Raw genomic sequence first — 25,946 nt, 5'->3', positions numbered from 1 at the left:
AGCTCCACAAGATTTCCAGTCTTGCGCCTTACCTGGCTAGGCTATCCCGGCAGAATAAGCTTTTAATTTCATCAGAAAAAGGTTTTTAAGCGCCGGGACTGGGATTTGAACCCAGGCGGAGAGAATCTCCACGGGATCTCAAGTCCCGCGCCTTACCTGGCTAGGCTATCCCGGCAGCATCAGATAAAAGAGATTGATAAACTCTTATTTATATAGTTTTTGGTCCCTGAATTTGGTTATAGGGGTTTTCACCCCACTTAACTCCTGAGTTCTATTTCTATGCTGACGTTGTCAGGTACATTGACCTTCATGACCTGACGCATTGCCCTTTCATCGGCCTCTATACCCACAAGTCTCTTGTGAATCCTCATCTCCCACTTCTCCCAGGTTGCGGTTCCCTCACCATCGGGTGATTTCCTTGTTGGGACCACAAGTTTCTTGGTTGGGAGGGGTATTGGACCTGACATGTCCACGCCTGTCCTCTCAGCGATCTTCTTAAGCTGGTCACAGACGTATGCCAGTTTTTCGGGGTCTGTCCCTGTGAGTTTAATCCTTGCTTTGTGCATCTGAATCCTCCTTTAAAAAAGGGAAGGGATGGGGTTTATTTTGCTGGTACGAGGTCTATACACATTCCAGCAGCCACTGTCTGTCCCATGTCCCTTATGGCGAACCTTCCCATGTGTGGGATGTCCTTTATCTTTTCGATGACCAGTGGCTTTGTTGGTTTGACCTTCACAACAGCAGCGTTACCTGTTTTGAGGAAGTCAGGGTTTTCCTCTTCAACCTGACCTGTTGCAGGGTTCATTTTCTGCACAAGTTCAAGGAATGTGCAGGCAACCTGTGCTGTGTGACAGTGGAATACAGGTGTGTAACCGACTGTTATGACACCCGGGTGCTGTAGAACGACGATCTGTGCTGTGAACTCCTTGGCAACCTTTGGCGGGTTGTCAAGGTGTCCTGCAACGTCTCCCCTTCTGATGTCGTTTTTACCTACACCCCTGACGTTGAAACCGATGTTGTCACCGGGCTCTGCCTGGTCGATCATTTCGTGGTGCATTTCGATGGATTTGACCTCTCCACTGACACCTGCTGGTTCAAATATGACGTTTTCACCTTTCTTGAGTACACCTGTCTCTACACGTCCAACAGGGACTGTACCCACACCTGTGATGGAGTAGACGTCCTGTATGGGTATCCTTAGTGGAAGGTCCACAGGTTTTTCAGGTGCTTCAAGGTCGTCGAGTGCTTCAACGAGTGTTTTACCCTTGTACCAGGGGGTGTTGTCGCTCTTGGTTGTTATGTTGTCACCCTCGAAGGCTGAGAGTGGTATGAATTCAACGTCGCTTGGCTTGTAACCAACTGTTTTGATGAGGGCTGCAACCTCATCCTTGAGGGCGTTGAATTTTTCTTCGTCGTAGTTGACAAGGTCCATCTTGTTGATGGCCACTATTAGCTGGTTTATACCCAGTGTCCTTGATAGGAAGACATGCTCCTTGGTCTGGGGCATTACACCGTCGTCAACTGCCACCACAAGGACTGCGGCGTCTGCCTGGGATGCACCTGTGATCATGTTCTTAACGAAGTCACGGTGTCCAGGGCAGTCCACGATGGTGAACTCGTACTTGTCTGTTTCGAATTTTGCGTGCGCAAGGTCGATTGTAACTCCCCTTTCCCTTTCTTCGGAGAGTCTGTCCATGACGAACCTGAACTTGTCCTCACCGTCAGCCAGCTGCTGCTCGGCGATTGCCCCTGCCTGGAGGAGCAGGTGTCCCACTAGTGTGGATTTTCCGTGGTCTACGTGTCCAATAAACGCCAGGTTCATGTGTTCTTTTTCTTTAGCCATATTATACCTCCATATGTGATGATTTAGCCTGATCTAGATTCAACACCTATACGTGTTGTTTGTCTAAGGTAATTTCCTATATTCCTTTTAATTATATAAGTTTAATGGGGTTAACCCAGGTAGTGGTCTGCCCTGTATGGCTCGGGACTTAGACCCTTCCTGGTCCTCACTTCCCTTATTATTGTGTGCTGCAGTTCATTTGGCAGTTTCTCGAATCCAGCGTTCTCTGTTGACCATAGGCATCTTCCTTCGGTGGCTGACCTGATATCACCTGCGAATCCGAACATCTCTGCCACAGGCACCACGGATTCAACGGTTACCATGTCACCCTCCTGGGTCATGTTGACGATCTGCCCGCGCCTGTTCTGTATCTCACGGGTTGCGCTTCCCATGTAGTCCTGGGGCACGTTGATGAACACCTTCTGTATGGGTTCAAGCACTGTGGGCTCGGCAGACATCATGGCACCGAATATACCCTTCCTTATGGCGGGTAAAACCTGGGCCGGACCCCTGTGAACTGCGTCCTCGTGGATCTTGGCGTCCATGAGCTTTATCTTAACACCCATCACCTTTTCCTTGGCGATGGGGCCGTTATCCATTGCACTCTCGAAACCATCAAGGAGGAGCTCCTTTATCTCGTCAAGGTACTGGATACCACGGGTCATGTTGATGAACAGGTTCTTCTCATAGACATCCCAGACCCTTCTGGCCTCCTCCTTGTCCATACCTGCCTCTATGAAGTTCTTTGCCATCTCCTTACCCTTGACGCGGCCCTCCTTTATCTTACCTTCCTGTATCGCCTGCATCACTGATTCTTCGACAGGTTCAATTTCTATGTAGAATCTGTTGTGCTTGTTGGGTGATTTACCCTCAACTGGTCCTGCGGTTCCTGAAACCGTTTCCCTGTACACCACTATGGGCTCTGAGGTTTCTATCTCAACACCCTTCTCGTTTATCCTGTAGGCTATGATCTCAAGGTGGAGTTCACCCATACCTGAGATGAGGTGCTCACCTGTCTCCTCGTTGATCTCAACCCTTACTGTTGGGTCCTCCTTACCAACCTGTCTGAGGACCTCTATTAGCTTTGGAAGATCCTTTGTATTCTTGGCCTCAACTGCAACTGTAACCACAGGTTCTGATATGTGTTCGAGACCCTCGAAGGCCTTTATCTTCCTTCCTGTGTCACAGATTGTTTCACCTGCAACGGCATTCTTGGCGCCTGTTATGGCCACGATATTACCTGCTGGAACTTTGTCGGTGTTGACCCTCTCAGGACCCATGTAGACACCGACCTGCTGGACACGTGCCTTGCTGTGTGAACCAACAAGGAAGACCTCGCTTCCCTTCTCTATTGTACCACCGTAGACACGTCCTGTTGCAACTTCCCCTGCGTGTTTATCTATACTCACATCTGTAACCATAACTGCAAGGGGACCGTCAGGGTCTGTTTTGAGCATAGCCTGTCCTTCCTCGCTTTCAAGGTCCCCTGACCATATGATGGGTACCCTGTATGCCTGGGACTTGGCAGGGCTCGGGAGGTGCTCAACCACCATTCCCAGGAGCACCTGGTGGAGGGGTACCTTCTGGGCGAGTTCCTTCTGGTTGTCATCCTTACAGTACTGGTAGATATCGTTGAAGTTTATACCTGTCTCCTGCATTATCGGGACGTTTATGGCCCAGTTGTGGTATGCTGAACCGAAGGCAACGCTTCCATCCTCCACACGGACCTGCCACTTGTCCCTGAATTCCTCAGGTGCCATGTTCTTGATGAGTTTGTTTGCATTGGCAATGATCTTTATGAACCTCTCCTGGAGCTCACTGGCGTCCAGTTTGAGTTCATTTATGAGCCTGTCAACCTTGTTGATGAAGAGGACGGGCCTCACATTTTCCTTAAGGGCCTGTCTCAGCACGGTTTCGGTCTGGGGCATTATACCCTCAACTGCGCATACGACCACAACGGCACCGTCCACAGCCCTCATGGCCCTTGTAACGTCACCACCGAAGTCCACGTGACCGGGGGTGTCTATGAGGTTGATGAGGTATTCTTCTCCGTCATAGGAGTGGACCATTGATACGTTTGCTGCGTCAATGGTGATACCCCTTGCCTGTTCCTGTTCGTCGAAGTCAAGGAAACGCTGATCCCCTGCCAGTTCGGCGGAGATCATCCCTGCACCAGCCAGGAGGTTGTCTGAGAGGGTTGTTTTACCATGGTCGATGTGCGCCACTATACCGATGTTACGGATGTATTCCGGCTGGTACATGAGCTCCTTAATCTTGCTAATCATTTTTGCACGTCTGCTCACTAAAACCACCTGTAAACTTAATGTGCGGACCTGGCTATCCTTTCTTTCTCTTCCTTCTTCTGGATTGCGAAGCTTCTGGTGTCATACTCTGCAGCCAGCATTATCTCGTTTGCCAGGCACTCCTCTATGGATTTCTTGTTCTTGAATGCCGCCTGCATTGCACCCTTGGTTATGAATCCGAGGGAGAGGTCCACCCTTCTCTGGGGGGATATGTCAACTGCAACCTGGTAACCTATACCACCGTACTTTATCCTTGTTGTCTCCTCACGGGGGGAGGTGTTTTCAACGGCCTTAACAAGGATCTGGACCGGGTTCTCCTTGGTCCTCCGGTTTATGATTTCAAAGGCTTCCTTTACTATTTTGTAGGCCTTGTTCTTTTTACCTGAGTTCCTTTCGGTTCTCATTACCTTGTTTATCAGTCTCTCAACTATTGAAACCTTTGACTTTGCAAACTGCCTCTTCACGTGTCTTCCCATTGTGTGGGGAACCAGGATGCTGTCAAGGCATATGTACTTTGCAAGGCCCATATCCTCAACCCTGACTTCCTCCAGTTCCCATTTATCAAAAACTAAACTCATAATGATTACCTCACAGGTTTTTCTATTTTCCCTTTGACCATTTCCTGGAGGGAAACATTGTTGACCTTTGTAACCTTCCACCTCACACCGGGTATGTCACCCATGGACCTTCCTGATGGTCCGCCGATACCCTCAACAACGACCTCATCGTGTTCATCGATAAAGCCTATAGCGCCGTCTCCAGGTGCGAAGGCTGTGATCTGTTTACCGTTTTTGATTAACTGAACCCTCACACATTTCCTTATTGCTGAGTTGGGCTGTTTTGCCTCTATACCCACCTTCTCAATCACTATCCCCCTGGCCTGGGGGGCGCCTTCAAGCGGGTCAGCCTTAACATCAAGGCGGAGTGATCTTCTCTTGTATTGTGTGTCCTTCCATCTGAATTTCTGCCTCTTGCTTTTGAGCTTTTTTGCTGCGAATAGTCCTGGCAAATAAGATTCCTCCTATAAGATTTATTTTATTATAATATTGCTTATGTTGTGCTGTCTTCTGGCCAGTAACCTGGCCCTCTCAATGTTCTGTCCGCCACGTCCAATGGCGATTCTCTTATTCTTTGGATCGGTTTCCACTGTGGCTATCTTTTCACCGTTTTCCTTCTGAAGTATCCTGATGCTCCTTATCTTGGCGGGTGCCATGAGGTTCTTTATGAACTCCACAGGGTCACTGGAGTGTTCGATTACCTCAACACCCTTGTCAAGTGCCTTCTGAACCTTGGCCACTGTACTTCCCTTTTTACCAATGGCAAGGCCCATATCACCCTTTTTCACAAGGAATGTTACCCTGCCATTTTCGTCATCCACAATGCAGTCCTTCACCATTGCACCGGTCATGCTTTCAAAGAGTGCAATGTATCTTATCTCGTTTGTGGTAAATTTGATGGTCACAGCAACCTACCCCACCATTTCCAGTATTGTTGAATCACCAGGATCCTGGATTAAGAGCGCCCCCACCGTGAAGGGTTTACCGCAGACAGACCCCAGTTCAACGCTGGTGCCCTCATGGGTGTAAACCGGAATATCTGATAGCTCTGCATAGTATTCTATGTCCTCTCTGAGGTCATCTGGTATGTTACTGGCCATTACCACCAGCTTACCCTTACCCAGTTTGAGGCTCTGAATTGTCCTCTTTGATCCAAGGATAACATTACCAGTATCTACAGCGACTCGTATTCCTCTATCTATGTCCATCTACTGCCTCCTATTTTCTTTCTTTCATCACAACACTAACGGAACCTGTACCCAGAGGTATAGGCTGTCCTATAATAATGTTCTCTATGATACCAGTGAGATGGTCCACTTCTCCCCTGATACTTGCTCTAAGAAGGTGCTTACCTGTTTCCTCAAAAGAAGCTCTTGCAAGAACGCTTGCCTTTTCACCGCTTATACCATGTCTTCCAATGGATTTAACAGAACCATCAGCAGTCATCATATCTGCAACAAGCATTATGTGACGTATGTCCACTGTGAGACCCTGTTCCTCCATGGTTCTTTTTGCTTCGTGTATTATTGCGTTTCTCGCTGCTTCTATGCCCAGAACGGTTTCTATTTCGTGTATGTCGTTTGTCGTCGTCCGGACCTTATCCACACCCTCTTCTTTAAGAACAGCTCCAAGGTTTGAACCCTCTGTATGGATTACCCATTCATCATCCTCTTTACGGATAACCACCTTTCCTATATTTTTAACCCCACTTATCTGGAGTTTCCTCACCTTATCAGCCAGTAACCTGAGCTCCCTTATGGTGGGTTTCTGGGGTTCAAATCTCAGTATGCTGTTATCTATTTCTACTTTCTTAAAAGTTTTTTCCACCTTTTCTATTATATCATCATATTCAAGGTGTTTTTCAAGGATCTTCTCCTCGTCCAGTTCTGCAACCACTGCCATATCTGCGTACTGGATGCTGAAGTTTTTGAGGACATCGTTGAGGGTGCTTTTACCTATCTTATTGGCCTTTTTGCGCACAAATTCCTCATCATACCTGAGGTCACCCTCAAAGTAGATGCTCATGGTTGGCGTTGATATCTTCTTCCTGGCATCAACGATCTCGATGAGCCTTGGGAGACCCAGGGTAACGTTGAGTTCCGCCACCCCTGCGTAGTGGAAGGTACGCATCGTCATCTGGGTACCTGGTTCACCCACTGACTGGGCTGCAACTGTCCCGACCGCCTCACCGGCCTCAACCTTCGCCCTCTCATAGGCCCTTCTGACCCTTCTTATAAGTTCATCCAGTTCATCGTCGCTGAGGTCGTGCTTCCTCATAGCCCCGGCTATTTCTTCAATGAGCCCCGGCGGAAACTTTGCCCTTTTCCTTTTAACAAGTTCCCGGACCTTAAGGATGCGCCGGTATTCGTCCTCAACTGCGTCGAGGAGCTCGTCGCCTCCAAGACCTCTATTTCTCTCTGAGATCCTGCTGAAGAGTCTCACCATTTCATAAAGATCTGCTTCCTTCAGTTTTTCCTCCTCAGCGATCCTGGCAACATAGTCCAAAACAGGATCTGGAAGCAGGATCCCGTTCTTTGAGGAGTAATCCTCTATTTTAGCCATAATTTCCTGCACAGAATCACCTTACCCCTTTGATTTGAGCCTTATTTCCTCTACGAGTTTGTCGAGGTCCACGATCTTTCCGTAGTCGCTTTTGGCGGGGTCAACGCCGTCCTCACCGAATCTAGTCTGTATTATGACTCCCCTGTTGTCAACGACCTTTCCGTCCTCGTTGACTGTGAGGTCCTGGAGGGCGTTTACAAGACGCCTCTGCATGTAACCGCTCTGGGCTGTACGGATGGCTGTATCCACAAGCCCCTCTCTTCCCCCCATGGCGTGGAAGAAGAATTCTATGGGGTCGAGGCCCTCCTTGTAACTTGAGTGTACGAATCCGCGGGACTTGGCGCCGAGCTCTCCTTTTTTGAAGTGTGGGAGTGTCCTGTTATCGTATCCTCTGCTTATTCGTCCACCTCTGACTGATTGCTGCCCCACACAGGCTGTTATCTGTGTGAGGTTGAGCATTGACCCCCTTGCACCTGTGAGTGCCATTATGACTGCGTGGTTTTCATCCATGTCAAAGTAGCTCTCTGCTATCTCCCCTGATTTGTCCCTTGCCTCACCCAGAACCTGCATTATCTTCATCTCCAGGGTCTCCTCAAGGCTTCTACCGGGGAGGGGTTCGAGTTCTCCGTTCTCGTAGGCTTCGATGAGCTGGTCGACTCTGGCCTCAGCGTTCTTCAGGTGGGCTTCTATTCTTTCACGGGCTTCCTGTGGGATTTCTTCATCGTTGGTGCTGGTTGTGAAACCGGCGTGCATTATACCTGCAATGGCGAGTTTTGTTGCAGAGTCAAGGAATTTTCTGGCGGTGTCGGCTCCGTATTCTTTGACTATGTGGTCGAGTATTTTACCGGCGAATGCGCCGTAGGCTTTTTCATCAATAACGCCTGATATGAGGTTCCCGTCTTCTATGACGACATAGGCATCGTTTTCGCAGTCCATTTCAAGGCATTCTTCGCATTTCCTGCATATTTCGGCCCGGTAGACCATGTTGAGGTCATCAGGGAGGACCGTGCTGAATATTTCTTTACCTGTCCAGTCGCGGCCCTTCCTGTCAGGTAGGGGTAGTCCTGCTTTTTTGAGGATCTGGAAGACCTTATCCTCACTGAAAACAGCCCTTTTTCTTGTAAGGAGATATGCGCCTGATATATGGTCGTGTATTCCGCCTATGATGGGGCCGCCGAACCTTGGGGAGAGTATGTGTTCCTGGACGCGCATGAGTGTTTTGGCCTCTGCCCTTGACTCCTCGGTCTGGAATACGTGCATGTTCATTTCGTCCCCGTCAAAGTCTGCGTTGTATGGGGGGCAGACGCACAGGTTGAGACGGAAGGTCTTGTATGGCAGTACACGGACCTCATGGGCCATCATGGACATCCTGTGGAGGGATGGCTGGCGGTTGAAGAGGACTATGTCACCATCCTTGAGGTGCCTCTCGACTATGTACCCTGGTTTGAGGTTCTCAAGGACAACATCCTTGGTTTCATTGTATATCCTTATTTTGCGGCCGTCTGGTCTTATAACGTAGTTGGCTCCGGGGTGGATGTCGGGGCCGTTTTCTATGTACTCCCTCATCTGGTCTATGTTCCATTCTGTAACGTAGACTGGTACTGTGACCTCCCTGGCTATGATCTCAGGGACTCCCACCTCATTTATGCTTATGTTGGGGTCAGGGGAGATGACTGTACGGGCAGAGAAGTTAACCCTCTTACCTGAGAGGTTGCTCCTGAAACGCCCCTCCTTACCCTTGAGTCTCTGGGCGAGGGTTTTGAGGGGTCTTCCAGAGCGGTGCCTTGCAGGCGGGACACCTGAGGCCTCATTGTCGAAGTAGGTTGTCACATGGTACTGGAGGAGTTCCCAGAGGTCCTCGACGATTAGCTGGGGTGCCCCTGCCTCCATGTTCTCCTTGAGGCGCTGGTTTATCCTGAGGATATCCACGAGTTTGTGGGTCAGGTCGTCCTCTGATCTCTCACCGGTTTCAAGGGTTATCGATGGCCTCACAGTGACCGGGGGGACCGGGAGGACCGTGAGGACCATCCATTCGGGCCTTGCAACCTCCGGGTTGACTCCGAGGATGAGTGCGTCGTCGTCGGTTATCTTCTCAAGCCTCTCCCTCACCTCGCTGGGTGTTAGTTTGTAGTCACCCTCAACTATGGAGACGGGTTTATCCAGTTTTATTTCCTCCTGTTCCTCCTCACAGTGGGGGCACTTCTCGCGTCTGGCCTCTGCGTATATTTCCTTTATTATGGGTGTGAGGCTCTCCTCCTTCTCCATGGCCTCGAGTATCCGCTGTCTGTACTCTTCAATCTCGACCTCTGTGAGCAGTACCCTGCTGCATTTTCTGCAGATTGACCTGAGGATCTTGTGTATTGTATCCGCGAATCCCACGTGGATAACAGGTCTTGCCAGGTTTATGCTTCCAAAGTGTCCCGGGCACTCACCGCCCTTGGCCCCGCATGTCCTGCACCTGAGACTGGGGTCTATGACACCAAGTCTCGGGTCCATGAGCCCGTTCTCGATGGGGTACCCGTCCTCGTCATAGGTGTCCGGTGTCACGACCTGGGTAACGGACATCTTCCTTATATCCTCAGGGGACATGAGACCAAAATTTATCTGGGAAATTTTCTTTAAAATTCCACTCAAGGTATTCTCTCCTTTGATTTATTCCCTCAAATCCGTAATCATGCCTTGTCTTCCAGTATGAGTTTCGGGAAGATGCATAGACTCTTAAGCTCATCAAGGAGTAATTTGAAGGCGTATGATATCTCCACAGGGAATGACTCTGAGTCCTCACATATTGGACAGTACTTCTTATCCCTTATCTTGTCGTAGATTGCTATCATACCGCACTCGGTACATACCAGTGCTTCGTATTTGTCTGATTCATCAAGAAGCCTTTCCTTCAGGGCCAGCGCTGCTCCATGGGCAATCAGGCAGTCCCTTTCCATTTCACCGAATCTGAGACCTCCTTCCCTGGCCCTTCCCTCGGTTGGCTGTCTTGTGAGGACCTGTACAGGACCCCTTGATCTTGCGTATACCTTGTCTGTTGTCATGTGGTGGAGTTTCTGGTAGTAGGCCACTCCTATGAATATCTCCGCCTCTATCCTTTCACCGGTTATTCCGTTGTAGAGTGATTCCACACCGGCACTTTCAAATCCATTGTCTCTGAGGGCTTTCTTTATGTCCCCCTCGTCCTCTCCGGTGAATGGTGTTCCGTCCACCCGGCGGCCCTCCATGCACGCGGCCTTGCCTGCGAGCATCTCAAGGACCTGCCCCACAGACATCCTTGATGGTATGGCATGGGGGTTGACTATGAGGTCTGGCACAACACCGTCCTCTGTGAAGGGCATGTCCTCCTGTGATACTATGAGGCCCACAACACCCTTCTGACCGTGCCTTGATGCGAATTTGTCACCGAGTTCTGGCTGTCTCTGTTCCCGCACCCTTATCTTGGCGAGTCTGCTGCCCTCAACGGTTTCTGTCAGGAGCACAGCGTCAACTATGCCCTTCTCACCGTGCCTAACGGTTACTGAGGTTTCTCTTCTACGCTCTGCCACGGTTCCGAACTCATCGATTTCCTCCAGGAACCTGGGTGGTGATGTTTTACCTATGAGGACGTCACCGGATGATACCACTGCCTCGGGGTTTATTATGCCGTCCTCGTCAAGGTGCCTGTAGTCGCTCTCTGACCTGTAGCCCCGGACCCCCTTCTCGGGTATCTCGAAGCGGTCCTCCTGACCACCGGGGTATCTCCGCTCTGCGGCCTCGTATGATCTGAAGAATGATGACCTTGCAAGTCCCCTCTCAAGGGATGCCTTGTTGAGTATCAGTGCATCCTCCATGTTGTAGCCCTCATAGGACATTACGGCCACAACGAAGTTCTGGCCTGATGGCCTCTCATCGTAGCCTGTCACATCTATTATCCTTGTCTTGACTATGGGGACCTGTGGGTGGTGGAGTAGGTGTGCACGTGTATCTGTCCTGAGGTCGTAGTTGGATGCATAGAGACCAAGGGCCTGCTTGGTCATCCCCGCCTCCATGGTGTTCCTAGGTGATGAGTTGTGGTTTGCGAATGGAATGATACCTGCACATATCCCCAGCATGGTGGAGGGGTCTATCTCAAGGTGGGTGTGTTCATCTGTGAGGTCCTCTGGACTCATTGCTATGTAGGCGTTTTCCTCTTCCTCGGCATCCAGATACTCTATTATACCCTCCTTTATGAGGTCATCCCATTCCATTTCCCCGGATTCAAGCTTTTCAAGGTGTTCCTCCTTTAAAATAGGTTCGCCTTCCCTTACAATGATGAGGGGTCTTCTGGCCCTTCCAGGGTCTGTGAATATATATATCTCATGGTTTTCAGGGTAATGGGTTATGTTCATCTCAGGTGAGACCTCTCCAGATCTCCTCTTCTCCCTCATCTCCTGTACGAATTCTTCAGGGTTTTCGCAGGTCCCTATAAGTTTCCCGTTAATGTAAATCTTGGTTTTGCTCACTTAACAGCCTCCCGGTGGAAAAATTAGTTCAGAACCCCCATTTTTCTGATCACTTCCTCAACATCCCTTCCATCTGAACCCTCGGATATCTTTGCAAGGAGGGCGAGGTTCTTAACAAGACCACAGTTTGGACCCTCAGGGGTCTCGTTGGGGCAGATCTTACCGAACTGTGTCGGGTGAAGGTCTCTTGCCTCAAAGTGTGGCTGACTCCTGCTGAGGGGGGAGACAACCCTTCTCATATGGGATAGTGTACCCATGTAACTTGTCCGATCCAGGAGCTGGCTCACACCTGCCCTTCCACCAACCCAGTTACCTGTCGCTATGGCGTGTTTGAGGTTCTCTGTGAGGACATCTGACCTCACAGCCTGTTTGACTGAGGGCTCCTTACCCCTTGCGAGGCTTCTCTCCAGCTGGTAGCTCATGTCCCTGCTGAGACTTGTGAAGGCCACCCTCAGAAGGTCCTCCATGAGGTCACCTGAAACCCTGAGCCTCTTGTTGGTGTAGTGGTCCTTATCGTGGGGCTTCCGCTCACCGGATATAACCTGGAGGAGCATTTCGGTCATTTCAGCCAGGTATATTGCCTTCTCCAGCCTCTTTTCTGGTTCTGTCCCTATGTGGGGGAGGAGGTAGCGGTCTATGACATCCTCAGCCCTTTTCATGCGGTAGTCCTCGGTCATGCCCTTGGCGACCCGGTTACCGATGTATCTTATGGCGCTCCTTACAAGGTACTCCCTTCTCCCCTCCTCGTCCAGTTTCTCCATTTCATCCTTTTTGAGGTTCAGCTTGTCCAGCGATACCTGTATGTCGTCGGCGGCGATCATCTGGTAGTTGAAGTCATCTGATATGCTGGTTATGATGTCCTGGTCAGTTGCAAGCCCAAGGGCCCTTAGCAGTATCACCAGCGGGAGTTCTCCGGGGACATATGGGAATGATATTCTCAGGAACACTCCGCTCTTCCGGGGCTTCCTGTATTCAAGGGATATTCTGGCCCTGAAACCACTTCTTATAGATGTAACTATTGCCCTGGCCCTGTTTTCATCCTCTTCCCCGATCCTCTCAAGTATTATCTTGTTAGGGGCTATCTCCTCCATGGTGACTATTGATCTCTCTGAACCGTTGACTATGAAGTAGCCGCCAGGGTCAGCCGGGTCCTCGCCCTTTTCAATGAGTTCATTCCTGCTGAGGCCATGCAGGTGGCATATCTCTGATTTCAGCATAACAGGCAGTTCCCCGATGTAGACCTTTTCGAATTCTGTTTCAGGACCCCCCTCCTTTATGAGTCTCATCTCGAGGCTCATGTGGGCCGAGTAGGTCAAATTCCTGAGTCTTGCCTCCGTTGGATATATTTTGCTCTTTGAGCCGTCTGCCTCCTTGATGAAGGGTTTTTCTATGCTCACCTTGCCTGTCTCGACACGGTACTTTCCCTGTTCCAGCTCTATGGGTTCGCTTGTGTCGATTATCTCCTGTATACGGTTACTCACGAAGTCATTGTAGGAATGTATGTGGTGGTCCACAAGGTCGTATTTATCAAAAAACGCGTCTACCAATCCCCATGCACTTTTTTTCATGGACTTCCTCCAAAACAAATTAGATGGTTGAGTTATGAGCTTACGGTTTTTACCCGAAAAACTAGTCCTGCACGAGTCTATATGTAATGAATTCTTCGGCAGTTGGACTCTTACGGATTATTTTCACTATATCCCCCCTTTTAGCACCTATGGCCTTCACCACAGGGTCTGTTGTTTTTATTTTTGGAAGCTGTTCTGGATGCGCATCCAGTTCTTTCAGCACCCTTTTTGCTTCAGAATCATTTAAAACCACGTGTTCCGGAACCAGATGGTGTTTCAAGATTTCCCTCTTCACAATTTAGTCCTCCAGATAAAAAGTCACCGTAAAATTAGATAGCGGGCCCGACGGGAATTGAACCCGCGACCACTTGGTTAAAAGCCAAGCGCTCTGCCAGACTGAGCTACGGGCCCTGAAGGAACGCCCTGGCCGGGAATTGAACCCGAGTCGCGGGCTCGACAGGCCCGCATGATAGCCCCTACACCACCAGGGCAGGTCTCCAGAATGAGAGCATTACTGTGTTCTCTCGTTGCCTGCTTATATACTTTACTGTTGCTGTATGACATACATGTGTTATGAGTTCTATTTTTCTAGTATTTAAAGCTTTCACACTGTTGGTGAAGTCCCGCCTGCCGGACTTGAACCAGCAACCCTCGGATCTACAGTCCGATGCTCTGCCAATTGAGCTAAGGCGGGTTGATATACATCATTGGGGGTGATGTATATTTAAGCTTTTTGGATGGGACCACCCGGATTTGAACCGGGGTCTCAGGCTCCCAAAGCCCAAAGGATCGACCAAGCTACCCTATGGTCCCCTTACGAAGCCCCGGACGGGAATTGAACCCGCGACCACGAGATTACAAGTCTCGCGCTCCACCAGACTGAGCTACCGAGGCATTTCCAATGTTAGTAACTACTCATTTATATAGTTTGTGGTTGATAGCCGGGGCGCCCTTGAGGGGAGGTCCACCACCTCCCGTATGGGTTATGGTGGTGCGGACTCCTCAAGCACCCTTACAGCAGGCAGTTCTTCACCTGCAAGGAGACTTATACTGGCACCCCCACCACTGCTTATGTGTCCTATATTATCCTCAAAGCCCATCTTGGCAGCCGCAGCGGCAAGGTGACCCCCACCTATTATTGAGAAACCCTCAGATGAGGAGATGGCATTGAGTATATCCTCGGTGCCTATGCTGAAGTCAGGGTTCTCAAATACACCTGCGGGACCATTTGCAAAGAGGGTCCTGGCCTCACGTATCCTCTCGGCATAGAGTTTTATTGTCTCGATACCGATATCCTGTATGGGATGATTGGGTATCTTTTTCACAGGCACATCCACCCGTTTTCCATTCCTGCTGATTGCAACATCAACGGGAACCAGTATTTTATCGGGAAACCTCTTTTTCAGCTTCTTCGCCACCTTTATAAAGTCACAGTAGCCCCTGTTTCTGATGAACTCCATGTTCACCTTCCCGATTTTAACACCACAGCCTGCAAGGAATATGTTGGCAACAAGGCCCGTTGTGAGTACAAGGTCTGCACTGCCATTTTCAAGGACGTTCTTCATGACCATGATGGAGTCGTCCACCTTCACACCACCCAGCACATAGACACAGGGTCTTTCAACATTTTCAAGGGCACTCCTGAGTGTTCTGAGTTCACGTTCCATAACCCTGCCCGCCGCTGATGGCACCCTAAGGGCAAAGCCCACCAGTGATGGCTGGGATCTGTGGGCAGCTGCAAAGGCGTCATTGATGAAGTAATCAATGAGGGGTGTGAGTTTCCTCACAAGGTGAGTTTCAGCCTGTTCTTCGGGGTCCCTCTTAAGCACCTCCTCTGAGTAGAACCTTACATTTTCAAGGAGGAGTATCTCGCCGTTCCTCAGATCTCTGATGTTCTCCCTTGCTGCGGATCCGAATATGTCCTCCACGTACCTGACATGCCTTCCAAGTATCTCTGAGAGCTTATGGGAGTGCTGTTCAAGGGTTGTGAAGTCCTTCTTTCCTGGCCGGCTCTGGTGGGCCATTATGACTGTCCTGGCACCCCTATCTGAAAGCTCCCTTATGGTCTCAGCATGGAGCCTCATCCTTGTGTCATCGAGTATTGAGCCGCTCTGGGGATCCACCGGCGAGTTTATGTCAACACGTACAAGCACAGTTTTCCCCTCAACCTCAAGGTCATCCATGGTTCTGAATTTGAAGGACACAGGATCACCGTCACAGTTTGCTTACAAGGTCCCGTAGTGCGTCCCCGGGGCTTTCTGCGAGTATGATGCCAGATGCAAGAAGAACACCCTCAGCCCCAAGGTCAAGGGCTGCCCTCATGTCCTCACCGGTGGATATTCCTGCCCCACAGAGGACTCTGACATCCGGGTTTATATCACGCACTGCACTGACGCTTCCTGTTATAACCTCGGGTTCTGCCTTTGAAACAGGTATGCCTGACCCTATGAGTTCAGGGGGTTCAACAGCAACAAAATCGGGTTTGAGGGCTGCTGCGGCCGCTGTGGTGTTTACATTATTGGTGCATACGACTGAAGCCATTTTAAGTTTCCTCGTCTTGGATATGACACCTTCAATGTCTGCAAGCTTCATCCTCTTCTCTGAGTGGTTTATGAGGGTACCCGCTGCCCCTGCCTCCAGGGCACATTCTGCAAGGACGCCTCCGGTGTGCCCCCCGGCGTCTATGGGGTCGATGTGCTGGGCCAGTACAGGTATATCCACGGCCTCAGCCACCCGCTGGAGGTCCATATGCTGGGGTGCCACTGCGATGTTAACGCCTGTTTCATCTGCAACCTCCTGACAGGTACCTGCAAGTTCAAGGGCTCTTTCACCTGTGGACTCAATGTAGGTCTTAAAATTCAGTATGACGATAGGTGTTTCCATCAACTCCAAATCCTCCGGTATGATTCCTGATGTTTCATAGGTATGGTTGATGTGTTATAAAAATATGCCATCCATGGATTTTGCTGGAGACTTCTGTTCTGGAATGAAAGAGCAGGGTAGAATGTATAAATGAATCTTCAGGTTTCATAGAAACTATTGCCGGGAATAAGGGGTATGTGAAGCTCATGATGGATGTTGGTTTAGAAATTGTTGCCGGGAATAAAAAAAGGCAGTAAACATTATACTACATGTTGTAGGTTTTCACAACAGTTGTTGCGCGCCCACAGGTTGCAGTATAATGTTTACTTCCATAACGTTTGGTTACCAGTGACGGTTCAAAGCTTGTCCACCTTCCCTCAGAATATACGTGCAGCCATCTGTGTCTTGATGATGCAGATGTGGCTCCCTGGACGACCTTCACCTTGTAGCCGTTTGCAGCCAGTTTCTTTGCTGACCAGTCAGAGAGTCCCCAGCAGTCTCCGTATCCTGTCCTCTCAACACCCTCAGCGGTGTGAGGACCTCCTGATCGATGGTTGAAGTTTCTGTTGATGTATGATGCAAGTTTTTCAAGTCCCTCGTCGCCCTGCAGATCATCTAGATCTTCGGAACTCACTGCCCTGGTGTATGCTCTCCTGGAGGTTGATGTGTAGGTTGCCTTTGTCCTGTACTTCTTCTTTGTTTTGGTGGTGTAGGTTGCCTTTGTCCTGTACTTCTTCTTTATCCTTTTATTTGATTTGGCGTAGACCTTACTGTATTTACTGTACTTTGAGGCTGCATCAACCTTTGGGGTGGATGCTGATTTTGTCTTTATCTTTTCGCCACCTGATTCCAGAAATTCCATCTGTCCAAATGGTATGGTACTCACTGCTACTGCAAGTGCAAGTAGAGCGAGATAACGCGAGTGTCTCTTAATTTTACCGCCTCCGATAATGGCAGGCTATACCCGCCGGACCTTACCATGGACCTTAATCACATCAAGCATATATATAAACCTTTGTTTCCCGAATAAGACAAAAAGGCTTATATATGCCCTCTTTCTGGATTTGGGGGCATCTGGTAAAGAATTGACGGTTACTCCCCAATTCTTTTCTTAAATGTTTTATTTCATCCAAAAGGGAATTATGGCGGCTTAAAAATGATTGAATGGCTTTTAAATCTGTTCAATAATTTTGGATAAATTATATTGATTTTAAACGCTTCAAAACTCTTAAAACAGACTAAAATGGCTTATATATATGAATGGAATTTTAAGAGACCGTTAAAAATCAAAAATATTTAATACTTTGATTGGCACATGTATTAATATTCCAGTTATGGAACATTCATCTATCAGCCCATGTGACATACACAATCTTATAACATCATATTACATAAATCACAACGAAAATTAACATTGTATCAGCAAGGATAGTTTGAGATGGGTTGGCAATGTATGCGGAAGAATCTCAGAGAAGAATGGAAAAAATGGGATACCGTTTTGTAGGTGATAACAGACACTCAGCAGTTAAAACATGCCTCTGGACAAAGAAAAGCATGATCAATGAAGGTGTCTGTTACAAGGAGAAGTTCTATGGCATCAGGAGTCACAGATGTCTTCAGATGTCTCCCAGTGTGCCCTTCTGCCAGCAAAAATGTCTTTTCTGCTGGAGGGACCTCTCTTCAACAGAAACAGCATGGAATGGCCCCCATGATGAGCCGGCGGATATAATTGAGGGGGCGATTGAGGCACAGAGGAAACTTCTCTGCGGGTACTTTGGCAATGAAAGGGCAGATAAGATAAAGGTCATGGAGGCCCAGGATCCCACGAATGCCGCGATATCCCTTGCAGGTGAACCCCTCCTCTACCCTGACATGGATGGACTCCTTGCAGAATTCCATAAGAGAAACTTCACAACGTTCCTTGTAACAAACGGCCTTGCATCCAGCAATCTTGAGGCACTCTCTGTCGAGCCAACACAGCTCTACATATCCCTCGACGCCCCCGACAGGGAAACCTATGAGAAACTCTGCAGACCCCAGATCCCTGGTGCATGGGATCTTCTCAACAGGTCCCTTGAGATCCTCCCATCCTTTAACTGCAGGAAGGTTCTGCGTATAACCGCCGTCAGGGACATCAACATGAAGAAACCTGAAATTTTCGCCAGGATGATAGAAAGGGCCCAGCCAGATTTTGTTGAGGTCAAGGCCTACATGTACATCGGGTACTCAAGGAAAAGGCTTGAAATTGACAACATGCCCCTATTCTATGAGGTTCATGAATTTGCAGATGGCATTGCAGACAGCTGTGGAATGGAGATCGTTGACGAGTCAAGGGAAAGCAGGGTTGTTCTCCTGGCATGGTAGTTTTATTATTTCTTCCGCGGCTTTATCTGGTGTTTATCATGCAGTAAAAGCTTAATTTTTATTTTTTGTGTTGGCTTTATCTGGTGCTTCATGTGGTTGGAGCTCTTGTTGCAGGTGGCCACAGATTAATACATATACCCCTCATGTATTAATTGATAAATGGAGGTATTGTTATGAGGCGACTTATCATTGCGCTTGTGGTTGCATTCATGGTAACCGCACCGGTATTTGCAGTCTCCGGATTCTCTGTGACACTTGGGGAGGCAACAGACAGCAACCCATCATATAGGAATGCAGTGATGGACTACTTCAAGTCAAAGACAGATAAGGATATCAATAGCGCAAATATAAAGATTGTAACAGCATCTGAGGTAAATGAGGTCTCCAGGGGAGTTACAGGCCGAGTATATTCACCATCACAGATACTCTCCTGTGCCATGGTTGACCTCTCATACTCAGATGGAATCAAGGTCTCCGTGGACACCAGTAAGATAAGGGTTGTGACCCCTGAGATGTATGCCAGTGCCCTCAGGTCATCTGGTATTGACCGCGGCCATGTGGTTGTAACATCCCCGGTACCTGCCTCAGGGGAGGCAGCCCTGGCGGGAGTACTGAAGTCATATGAGGTGGCTGTGGGTGAGAAGATACCTGAGGAGGCCAAAAGGGCATCTGTTGAGGAGATCTACCTCCAGAGCAGACTTGTGAACGAAACCAATGCAACCGGTGATGAGGTGGCACAGCTCTTTGATGAGGTCAAGAACAGGACACAGGATCAGAACCTTCAGAACCCTGATGAGATAAAGAACATTGTCGTTGATGTTTCACAGCAGATGAATATCAACCTGACAGAGAATCAGGTTCAGCAGGTTGCAGATTCGGTTTCAGCATCCCAGAGGGTCCAGGGAAACCTCACAGAATTTAAACAGAGGCTTGAAAGTGTAAGTCAGCAGTTTGGAGGCTCAGGAATCCTTGATCAGATCTACGCATTTCTCCAGAGCATCTATGACTACATTGTGGGGATGACTTCCCCATAAACTCTTTTTCTGTTCATGGCTCAGCGATCCACTAATTCAGATGGCCGTACTGGAGAAGGATATATATTATAGGTTAATACAATATCCATATCATGTTTATAGCTCAGAATAACCTTCAGTTCATACTTGAAGTTGCAGTGATAATCCACGTTGGCATAATACTACTCTTCAATGTGGTTGCAGTACCTCTGAGTCTTGTGATGTTCCTTGGAACGGTAATCACGGTTATACTGGCTCTCATATTCTCATTTGATGCCGCCTTTCTCCTACTACCATTCCTCTCACACCACGAGTTCACACACCCCTTTGGCCCATTTGCTGTTCTATTCTGGGTTACAATGGTGGCATCATCAAATCTCCTCACAGAGGCAGGTATAAGGTCAACATCGGTTAAGAAACTCTCTCTGCTTCTCTTCTTCATAATAGCAATTGCAGGGGGACTCATGCACCGCTCATTCCTGATATTATGGCTCATTGGATGGGCATTCGGCTATCTGCTCATGTCGAAGAGTTTCAGGAGGAGCACAAGGATAACCAGAAAATCGGTTCTATCATTCATCCTTGCAGGTGCAGGAGCATTTGCGCTGCTGGAGTTCCTGTCAAAGGTTCTCCATAAAAGTGTTCTAAGCCCCATGCTCAGGATCACAAGGCTTGAGGAGAACACCATCCCAAGCCTTTCACTGGTACTCAAGAATACCACATTCTGGGGTCATGTCCAGGGGTCCTGTTACTGGAAATCCGCCTGCCTGGGTGGCGCCGATGGTTACATCACACTTCCCGTTACCATGATACAGAACCTCGGGCTTCCCTACCACATATTCTATGGAGTTCTGGTTGTAAAGAAGGACTACATAGACTACATGCTGCCAGGTATATTTGCGGTGGCCTTTGATGCAGGGTTCTTTGGCCTGCTCTTCCTCCTTGCATGGGTCATGATAGTCACCTTCTGTGGACTCAGGGTTCTTAAAAAATACCAGGAGCAGAGGCTCAATGGGAGCAGGATGTACCTGGGCAGGGAGGCCCTTCTCATAGGTTCACTGGCTGCTTTCCTCTCACAGAGCCTGGTGGGACTTTTCATCTTCAACAGGTCCTTTAACTCATCGGCCCTGCTCACCTATATAATAATATCCGCCCTTGTAATGGCACATACCGTCACTGTGAAGAGGACCATTCAGTGATGTCTGCTGATTTCCACCTTCAGAAGACTGCTGGGGCATGCCTCAATACATGCAGGAATCAGAACGTCCGCATCAAGGCACAGGACGCACTTGTCTGCCACAGGATCTTCAAATATTATGCATCCTTCAGGACAGGCCTCAAGGCAGAGCCTGCAGCCGAGACACCTTTCAGGATCAATGACGGGAAATTGTGGGAAGTATTTAAATGTTGTGAAGCATGACCAGATGGGACCCGCTCTACATCAACATGGAATGCAACGGTTATGCTCCTGATAATGGTTTTATGCCATTAAAAGCTGCAACTTATGGTGGTGGCCGCTGGTAAATGACCTTCCACAGGATAAATTGAAAGGATATTTAAAATAATAAAAAATGGAGTTGCTCTACGGAGGATCAGGCCTCAGGCTAAACTGAGAGGGAAGAACATATAGTTAACTGAACTTGTAAACAATCTCAAAAATCCTGAATGGCAGGGCTTCCATGGAAATGGCAACTATGACCTTGTATGCTTCATAGGTGTCCCCTATTTAGGTTCACAGGGCCTTTCAACCCTCAAGGCCTTTGCACCTCACCTTAAAACACTGACCCTCTGCAGATACATGCATCCAGATGCAGACATCTCATACCCCGCCATGGAGTACATAGAGTGGCTCAGATGGCTCGATGAACTCATAGATGCCCCGGAGCAGTAGTTAATTAGATGGGGGTGTTCTGATGTTGCAACTGGGCCATGAAAATTAAATATTTAGAGGGCCTTTGATATTTCAACAGCCTTCTCAGCGGCCCTCTCAAGGGAAGTCTCAAAGGGAATCCCTGCATCGGTGAGGATCCTCTGTCCCTCCTCCTCATTGGTCCCGGTGAGCCTTATTACAAGGGGCACATCCCTCTTGGCATCCTTAAGGGCATTCACAACACCCCTTGCAACATCATCAGCCCTTGTTATACCCCCAAGAACATTTAGAAACACAACCTTCACATCAGGGTGGGATATTACCAGGTTTATGGCCCTCCTTATGATGTCCTCTGAGGCACCACCACCTATATCAAGGAATGTGGCGGGTTCACCACCCTTCAGTTTTATGAGGTCCATGGCGGTGAGGGTAAGTCCGGCACCGTTCCCTATCACTGCAATATCACCGTCAAGTTTAACAAAGGCGAACTCCTCTGGTTCATACTCATCCAGTTCCATGAATTCACGGTGACGGTAGATGGAGTCATCATCCACCTCGAGCTTTGTATCCGCTGCAATAACATCGTCCCCTGAAAGGACAAGTGGGTTTATCTCGGCAAGCCTCGCATCGTACTTTCTGAAGATCTGGTAGAGTTTCCATATCACAGCCCCCACCTTTGGTATGAGTTCACTTTCGAGGCCCATCCTCCTTGCTATCTCCCTTGCCTCATAGGGGAGGAACTCATCCAGGGGGTTTACATGGTAACGGACTATCTTATCGGGGGATTCCGCTGCAAGATCCTCAATATCAACTCCCCCCTCACTGCTTGCCATTATAAGGGGCATTCTGGCAGCACGGTCAACAACGACGCTCACATAGAATTCCCTGTCGATGGGGATCTTTCTTTCAACAAGGACAGATTTAACCTCCTCACCCTTAACCCTGGATGCCAGGAGATCAGCAGCAACATCAGCAGCAGTTTCTGGTGTTGCAAACCGTATACCTCCAGCCTTTCCCCGGCCACCTGTGAGGACCTGAGCCTTAATGGCCACCTCAGAGGCCATATCCTCAGCCACCTCAGAGGCCTCTCCGGGGGTCCTGGCGACGGATCCCTCGGGGACAGGTATGCCCTCAGTCCTGAAGAGTTCCTTGGCGCTGTACTCATAAAACTTCATTTCTCTGCCTCCATGATGATTTCACGACCTGCCTGGAATGCCATGATGTTCTTTTCCTCAGTTCCGGGAGGTACACTGTTCTTTATGGCCTCCTGAGCTGCCCTGACACTTACAACTCCAGTGGCCTCTGTCAGGGCCCCTATCATCACCATATTGGCCACTATGGTTATACCCACCTTCTCCTCGGCTGTCCTTGTTGCAGGCGCACGGAAGTAATTGATGTTCCTTTCCTCAAGGAAGTCCTGGATTTCATCCTCAATGACCATGTCAGGGTCGACGATGAGGGTTCCACCGGCTCTGAGATCGTCCATGTAGGTCAGAAGTGCCTGGTGTGACATTGCAACGAGTATGTCAGGTCTCTGGACCTTGGGGTAGTCTATCTCCTCATCACTTATAACAACCTCTGCCCTTGAGGCACCACCCCTTGCCTCGGGTCCATAGGACTGGGTCTGTACAGCGTAAAGGCCATCATATAAACTTGCAGCTTTACCCAGAACGATTCCTGCAAGTATAACCCCCTGACCACCGAATCCAGCAATTCTGATTTCCTTCCTCACTTCAATCATCTCTGTAGGCTGATTTGATTATATCAATTTTTCCTGATTTCTCTTCAACCATCCCGTAGATCCTGTCACATAGTTCAGGGCGCGGGGCATCAGCAAATTCACCGATGATGAGTTTTCCTTCAACCTCTTCGGGATCCATTCTGAGGGCCTTCCGCCGGTTGATACTGTTCTCCTTCATGAATTTCATCATTTCAACCGGGGAACGCATCCGGTTCTTTCTTCCGAAGTAGGTTGGGCACTGTGAAACGGCCTCTATGAACGAGAAACCCCGGTTCTTAAGTCCCTTCTTTATGGAGTTTGCAAGCTGCAGAGGGTGGGCGGCTGTCCACCTTGCAACGTAACTTGCACCCGCGGCCTTGACCAGTTCAGAGAGATCAAATGGGTCCTCAAGTGCACCGTATGGGGCTGTGGTGCCGAAACTCCCCTCAGGTGACGTGGGGCTTATCTGTCCACCGGTCATCCCGTATATGCTGTTATTTATGCAGATCACCGTGAGGTCAATATTTTTTCTTGCCCCGTGTATGAGATGGTTTCCGCCGATGGCTGCAGCGTCACCATCGCCTGTGAATACCACAACATTTAGGGAGGGGTTGGAAAGTTTAAGTCCAGTTGCGAAGGCTATGGGCCGCCCATGGGTTGTATGGAGCGAGTCGCATTTAACATAACCCGGGATCCTTGATGAGCAGCCTATGCCTGAAACCATTGCAATGCTGTCAAAGTCAACCCCGGCCATCTCCATGCCCTTAAAGAAGGTGTTGAGCACTATCCCATTACCGCAGCCTGCACAGAATATGTGGGGGAGCCTTTCCCTTCTGAGGTACTTGAGGTATGGGTTTTCCTTTACATTCATCTGGACACTCCTTCATTTCTTATAATGGTGGGTGTGTTTCTCACATTCATCCTGACACCCATTCATTTCATACCCATGATTTTGTTCAGGATTTCATCGGGTTGGTGGATCTCACCACCAATTTTTGGAAGCAGTTCCACCTCGGCCATGCCTGAGGCAACTCTCTGAACCTCATAGAACATCTGCCCGAGGTTCATTTCAACCACCAGAAGCTTCCCTGATGATTCAGCTGCTTTCCGGATTTCAGTCTCAGGGAACGGCCAGGGAGTGTTTATCTTGATGTACCCTGCCTTAACACCCTCTGACCTTGCCATCTTAACTGCGGTTGCAACTGAACGTGAGGGGGCACCGTATGAGACGACCGTTATGTCCGCATCATCGGTCCAAACCTCCTGGACATCCACTATTTTATCTCTGTGATTCAGTATCTTGTCACAGAGTCTCTTCACGAGTTTCTCGTGGCTCTCAGGGTTTGAAGCGTCAGGGTAACCCCTCTCATCATGTGTGAGTCCTGTCACAGGTATCCTGTACCCATCCCCAAAGGCTGGCATCTCAGGGACGAAGTCTCCCCTGGGTTTGAATGGGATGAACTCACCTGGGGGAGCTGTGGGTGACCTTCTCTTTCTGATCTCCACTCTATCTGGTATGGTTATCTTCTCCCTCATATGGCCCACTATTTCGTCACTGAGCACCACCACAGGCACCCTGTATTCCTCTGCAAGGTTGAATGCCCTTACGGTGAAATCGAAACACTCCTGCACAGAGGATGGTGAGAGGGCTATTATCTCATAGTCCCCATGCGACCCCCACCTTGCCTGCATCATATCACTCTGTGATGCCATTGTTGGCTGTCCGGTTGAGGGCGAACCCCTCTGGACATCAACGATCACAAGGGGGGTTTCTGTCATGGCAGCGTATCCAACATGCTCCTGCATGAGGGAAAAACCGGGCCCTGAGGTGGCGGTCATTCCCTTAACACCACTCCACACAGCACCTATAACTGCCCCGAGGGCGCCTATCTCATCTTCCATCTGAACAAAGACTCCGCCTTCCCTTGGAAGGAGAACCGCAATCTGCTCAGCTATCTCTGTGGATGGTGTGATGGGGTAACCTGCAAAGAACCTGCAGCCGGCACTTATGGCGCCACGGGCGCAGGCATCATTTCCCTGAATAAAGTACTCCTCAGTCATCGTCATACACCACTATCGCCTGATCAGGACACATGAGCATGCATAGCTTGCATCCCGTACATTTATCCAGATTTTTTGGGATGGGTTCATGCACGCCCTTCCTGTTGAGTTCCTCTGACCTGACATAAACCCCTTCAGGGCAGAACTCCCTGCATATGTCGCATCCCTTACAGAGATCTGAATCTATCTTTATCATGGTAATCTTCCATCAAGGTTCTTATCATAGCTTTGCTTTCAGAATTTAAATAATTAATCAAGATAGATTTTCATCGGTGTGGATTTTATGGGGGTTTCCCGTCAATCGAATTTTGATGGTTGGATTAGTTGGTGTAGCTTCTGGTGTGGATTTTATGGGGTTCCCCATCAATCCTTCACATACATGAGGGGATACCTCAGTTCATCGAGGTACTCCATGCAAACCGTTATCCTTGATGAGCCATATTCCACACTTAACCTCACCCTCAGCATCTCCCCTGTGAGTGAGACGTAACCGAATTCTCCAGCAGCATCCCTTACCATATCCCTGTCTATATGGACCTCCACATTCCTGATCGCTGGCTGAAGCTTTATGGATTCTTCAATGGCCCCCTCAAGGACTTCAACGGTTTCAGGGTTAACAGGGGTTCCAACGAACTGGTGGAAGAGGGCACCCATACTTATGCCACCTTCAAATATTGCCCTTTCCCTGTCTGATAGATTTGAAAGGTAGTCTTCTCCGGGTTCTCTCATTTTAAACACC

The 25,946-nt window shown here is 49.1% G+C and carries 25 protein-coding genes, 6 tRNA genes and 1 pseudogene; 4 read left to right on the top strand and 28 right to left on the bottom strand.

Annotated features, from left to right (window positions below; translation table 11 throughout):
* Window positions 1-90 precede the first annotated feature (90 nt).
* From ACPLJI_RS02115 to ACPLJI_RS02015, 21 genes are all read right to left on the bottom strand, one after another.
* Window positions 91-175 (bottom strand) — tRNA-Ser (locus tag ACPLJI_RS02115).
* A gap of 82 nt (window positions 176-257) precedes the next feature.
* Entirely contained in the window at window positions 258-566 is a 309-nt protein-coding gene (gene rpsJ, locus ACPLJI_RS02110; protein WP_147671535.1) for a 30S ribosomal protein S10, read from the bottom strand.
* Between the two features lie 35 nt (window positions 567-601).
* The gene (gene tuf / locus ACPLJI_RS02105) at window positions 602-1,843 is read right to left on the bottom strand and encodes a translation elongation factor EF-1 subunit alpha (RefSeq protein ID WP_147671537.1); all 1,242 of its coding nucleotides are present in this window, start codon (window positions 1,841-1,843) and stop codon (window positions 602-604) included.
* A 110-nt stretch (window positions 1,844-1,953) separates the two neighbouring features.
* On the bottom strand, window positions 1,954-4,146 hold the full coding sequence (locus ACPLJI_RS02100; protein WP_374891700.1) for an elongation factor EF-2: 2,193 nt from the start codon (window positions 4,144-4,146) through the stop codon (window positions 1,954-1,956).
* Between the two features lie 17 nt (window positions 4,147-4,163).
* Window positions 4,164-4,724, bottom strand: coding sequence for a 30S ribosomal protein S7 (rpsG, locus tag ACPLJI_RS02095; RefSeq protein ID WP_374891699.1), 561 nt, complete (start codon window positions 4,722-4,724; stop codon window positions 4,164-4,166).
* A gap of 5 nt (window positions 4,725-4,729) precedes the next feature.
* On the bottom strand, window positions 4,730-5,155 hold the full coding sequence (locus ACPLJI_RS02090; protein ID WP_374891698.1) for a 30S ribosomal protein S12: 426 nt from the start codon (window positions 5,153-5,155) through the stop codon (window positions 4,730-4,732).
* Window positions 5,156-5,176: 21 nt separating this feature from the next.
* Complete coding sequence (locus ACPLJI_RS02085) at window positions 5,177-5,608, bottom strand: NusA-like transcription termination signal-binding factor (RefSeq protein WP_374891697.1); 432 nt, start codon at window positions 5,606-5,608, stop codon at window positions 5,177-5,179.
* Window positions 5,609-5,614: 6 nt separating this feature from the next.
* Window positions 5,615-5,911 carry a 50S ribosomal protein L30e gene (locus ACPLJI_RS02080; protein WP_374891696.1) on the bottom strand — a complete coding sequence of 99 codons (297 nt, stop codon included), beginning with the start codon at window positions 5,909-5,911 and terminating at the stop codon, window positions 5,615-5,617.
* Window positions 5,912-5,921: 10 nt separating this feature from the next.
* Window positions 5,922-7,277 carry a DNA-directed RNA polymerase subunit A'' gene (gene rpoA2, locus ACPLJI_RS02075; RefSeq protein WP_424730845.1) on the bottom strand — a complete coding sequence of 452 codons (1,356 nt, stop codon included), beginning with the start codon at window positions 7,275-7,277 and terminating at the stop codon, window positions 5,922-5,924.
* 9 nt (window positions 7,278-7,286) lie between these two features.
* A complete protein-coding gene (gene rpoA1 / locus ACPLJI_RS02070) occupies window positions 7,287-9,899 on the bottom strand; it encodes a DNA-directed RNA polymerase subunit A' (protein WP_424730846.1) in 2,613 nt (870 codons plus the stop codon).
* A 38-nt stretch (window positions 9,900-9,937) separates the two neighbouring features.
* Window positions 9,938-11,749 carry a DNA-directed RNA polymerase subunit B gene (gene rpoB, locus ACPLJI_RS02065; RefSeq protein ID WP_424730847.1) on the bottom strand — a complete coding sequence of 604 codons (1,812 nt, stop codon included), beginning with the start codon at window positions 11,747-11,749 and terminating at the stop codon, window positions 9,938-9,940.
* Window positions 11,750-11,772: 23 nt separating this feature from the next.
* Window positions 11,773-13,317: a DNA-directed RNA polymerase subunit B'' gene (locus ACPLJI_RS02060; RefSeq protein ID WP_424730848.1), complete on the bottom strand. Its 1,545-nt coding sequence runs from the start codon at window positions 13,315-13,317 to the stop codon at window positions 11,773-11,775.
* A gap of 61 nt (window positions 13,318-13,378) precedes the next feature.
* Complete coding sequence (locus tag ACPLJI_RS02055) at window positions 13,379-13,612, bottom strand: DNA-directed RNA polymerase subunit H (protein WP_013296229.1); 234 nt, start codon at window positions 13,610-13,612, stop codon at window positions 13,379-13,381.
* Between the two features lie 42 nt (window positions 13,613-13,654).
* Window positions 13,655-13,728: transfer RNA gene (locus ACPLJI_RS02050), tRNA-Lys, on the bottom strand.
* Between the two features lie 8 nt (window positions 13,729-13,736).
* Window positions 13,737-13,808, bottom strand: a tRNA-Asp gene (locus tag ACPLJI_RS02045).
* Between the two features lie 130 nt (window positions 13,809-13,938).
* Window positions 13,939-14,011 (bottom strand) — tRNA-Tyr (locus ACPLJI_RS02040).
* A 44-nt stretch (window positions 14,012-14,055) separates the two neighbouring features.
* Window positions 14,056-14,130 (bottom strand) — tRNA-Pro (locus ACPLJI_RS02035).
* 7 nt (window positions 14,131-14,137) lie between these two features.
* A tRNA-Thr gene (locus tag ACPLJI_RS02030) sits at window positions 14,138-14,211 on the bottom strand.
* 89 nt (window positions 14,212-14,300) lie between these two features.
* A complete protein-coding gene (locus ACPLJI_RS02025) occupies window positions 14,301-15,521 on the bottom strand; it encodes a phosphoglycerate kinase (protein WP_424730849.1) in 1,221 nt (406 codons plus the stop codon).
* Between the two features lie 10 nt (window positions 15,522-15,531).
* Entirely contained in the window at window positions 15,532-16,200 is a 669-nt protein-coding gene (gene tpiA / locus ACPLJI_RS02020; protein ID WP_424730860.1) for a triose-phosphate isomerase, read from the bottom strand.
* Between the two features lie 244 nt (window positions 16,201-16,444).
* The gene (locus ACPLJI_RS02015) at window positions 16,445-17,041 is read right to left on the bottom strand and encodes a transglutaminase domain-containing protein (RefSeq protein ID WP_424741099.1); all 597 of its coding nucleotides are present in this window, start codon (window positions 17,039-17,041) and stop codon (window positions 16,445-16,447) included.
* A 587-nt stretch (window positions 17,042-17,628) separates the two neighbouring features.
* Between ACPLJI_RS02015 and twy1 the strand changes: the two genes are divergently transcribed.
* The 3 genes from twy1 to ACPLJI_RS02000 all read left to right on the top strand — a co-directional run bounded on the left by twy1 (window position 17,629) and on the right by ACPLJI_RS02000 (window position 20,755).
* Window positions 17,629-18,543, top strand: coding sequence for a 4-demethylwyosine synthase TYW1 (gene twy1, locus ACPLJI_RS02010; protein WP_424730851.1), 915 nt, complete (start codon window positions 17,629-17,631; stop codon window positions 18,541-18,543).
* A 173-nt stretch (window positions 18,544-18,716) separates the two neighbouring features.
* Window positions 18,717-19,577 carry a DUF1002 domain-containing protein gene (locus ACPLJI_RS02005; protein ID WP_424730852.1) on the top strand — a complete coding sequence of 287 codons (861 nt, stop codon included), beginning with the start codon at window positions 18,717-18,719 and terminating at the stop codon, window positions 19,575-19,577.
* Window positions 19,578-19,669: 92 nt separating this feature from the next.
* A complete protein-coding gene (locus ACPLJI_RS02000) occupies window positions 19,670-20,755 on the top strand; it encodes a hypothetical protein (RefSeq protein ID WP_424730853.1) in 1,086 nt (361 codons plus the stop codon).
* Here the strand turns inward: ACPLJI_RS02000 and ACPLJI_RS01995 are convergent.
* Complete coding sequence (locus tag ACPLJI_RS01995) at window positions 20,749-20,934, bottom strand: 4Fe-4S binding protein (RefSeq protein ID WP_424741100.1); 186 nt, start codon at window positions 20,932-20,934, stop codon at window positions 20,749-20,751. The two genes, ACPLJI_RS02000 and ACPLJI_RS01995, sit on opposite strands and share 7 nt — an antisense overlap.
* 318 nt (window positions 20,935-21,252) lie before the next feature.
* Here ACPLJI_RS01995 and ACPLJI_RS01990 point away from each other — a divergent pair.
* Window positions 21,253-21,447: pseudogene (locus tag ACPLJI_RS01990) on the top strand (carbon monoxide dehydrogenase beta subunit family protein); the annotation flags it as partial.
* Between the two features lie 53 nt (window positions 21,448-21,500).
* Here the strand turns inward: ACPLJI_RS01990 and sucC are convergent.
* The 6 genes from sucC to ACPLJI_RS01960 form a co-directional block, all read right to left on the bottom strand.
* Window positions 21,501-22,601, bottom strand: coding sequence for an ADP-forming succinate--CoA ligase subunit beta (gene sucC, locus ACPLJI_RS01985; protein ID WP_424730854.1), 1,101 nt, complete (start codon window positions 22,599-22,601; stop codon window positions 21,501-21,503).
* Window positions 22,598-23,158, bottom strand: a complete 561-nt coding sequence (locus ACPLJI_RS01980) for a 2-oxoacid:ferredoxin oxidoreductase subunit gamma (protein WP_424730855.1) — start codon at window positions 23,156-23,158, stop codon at window positions 22,598-22,600. The genes sucC and ACPLJI_RS01980 overlap by 4 nt, the downstream gene beginning before the upstream one ends.
* Window position 23,159: 1 nt before the next feature.
* Window positions 23,160-24,017, bottom strand: a complete 858-nt coding sequence (korB, locus tag ACPLJI_RS01975; protein WP_424730856.1) for a 2-oxoglutarate synthase subunit KorB — start codon at window positions 24,015-24,017, stop codon at window positions 23,160-23,162.
* A gap of 62 nt (window positions 24,018-24,079) precedes the next feature.
* A complete protein-coding gene (locus tag ACPLJI_RS01970; protein WP_424730857.1) occupies window positions 24,080-25,207 on the bottom strand; it encodes a 2-oxoacid:acceptor oxidoreductase subunit alpha in 1,128 nt (375 codons plus the stop codon).
* Window positions 25,200-25,403 carry a 4Fe-4S dicluster domain-containing protein gene (locus ACPLJI_RS01965; protein ID WP_147671569.1) on the bottom strand — a complete coding sequence of 68 codons (204 nt, stop codon included), beginning with the start codon at window positions 25,401-25,403 and terminating at the stop codon, window positions 25,200-25,202. Before ACPLJI_RS01965 ends, ACPLJI_RS01970 begins: the two co-directional genes overlap by 8 nt.
* Window positions 25,404-25,570: 167 nt before the next feature.
* Window positions 25,571-25,936 (bottom strand): dihydroneopterin aldolase family protein, encoded by a 366-nt coding sequence (locus ACPLJI_RS01960; RefSeq protein ID WP_424730858.1) that lies wholly within the window; start codon window positions 25,934-25,936, stop codon window positions 25,571-25,573.
* Between the last annotated feature and the right edge of the window lie 10 nt (window positions 25,937-25,946).

This window comes from Methanothermobacter sp. (genome assembly GCF_049720995.1).
In the GTDB taxonomy this organism is placed as follows: domain Archaea; phylum Methanobacteriota; class Methanobacteria; order Methanobacteriales; family Methanothermobacteraceae; genus Methanothermobacter.
Note: the sequence above shows the minus strand (reverse complement) of the source record. Positions and strands in the feature narration are given on the sequence as shown.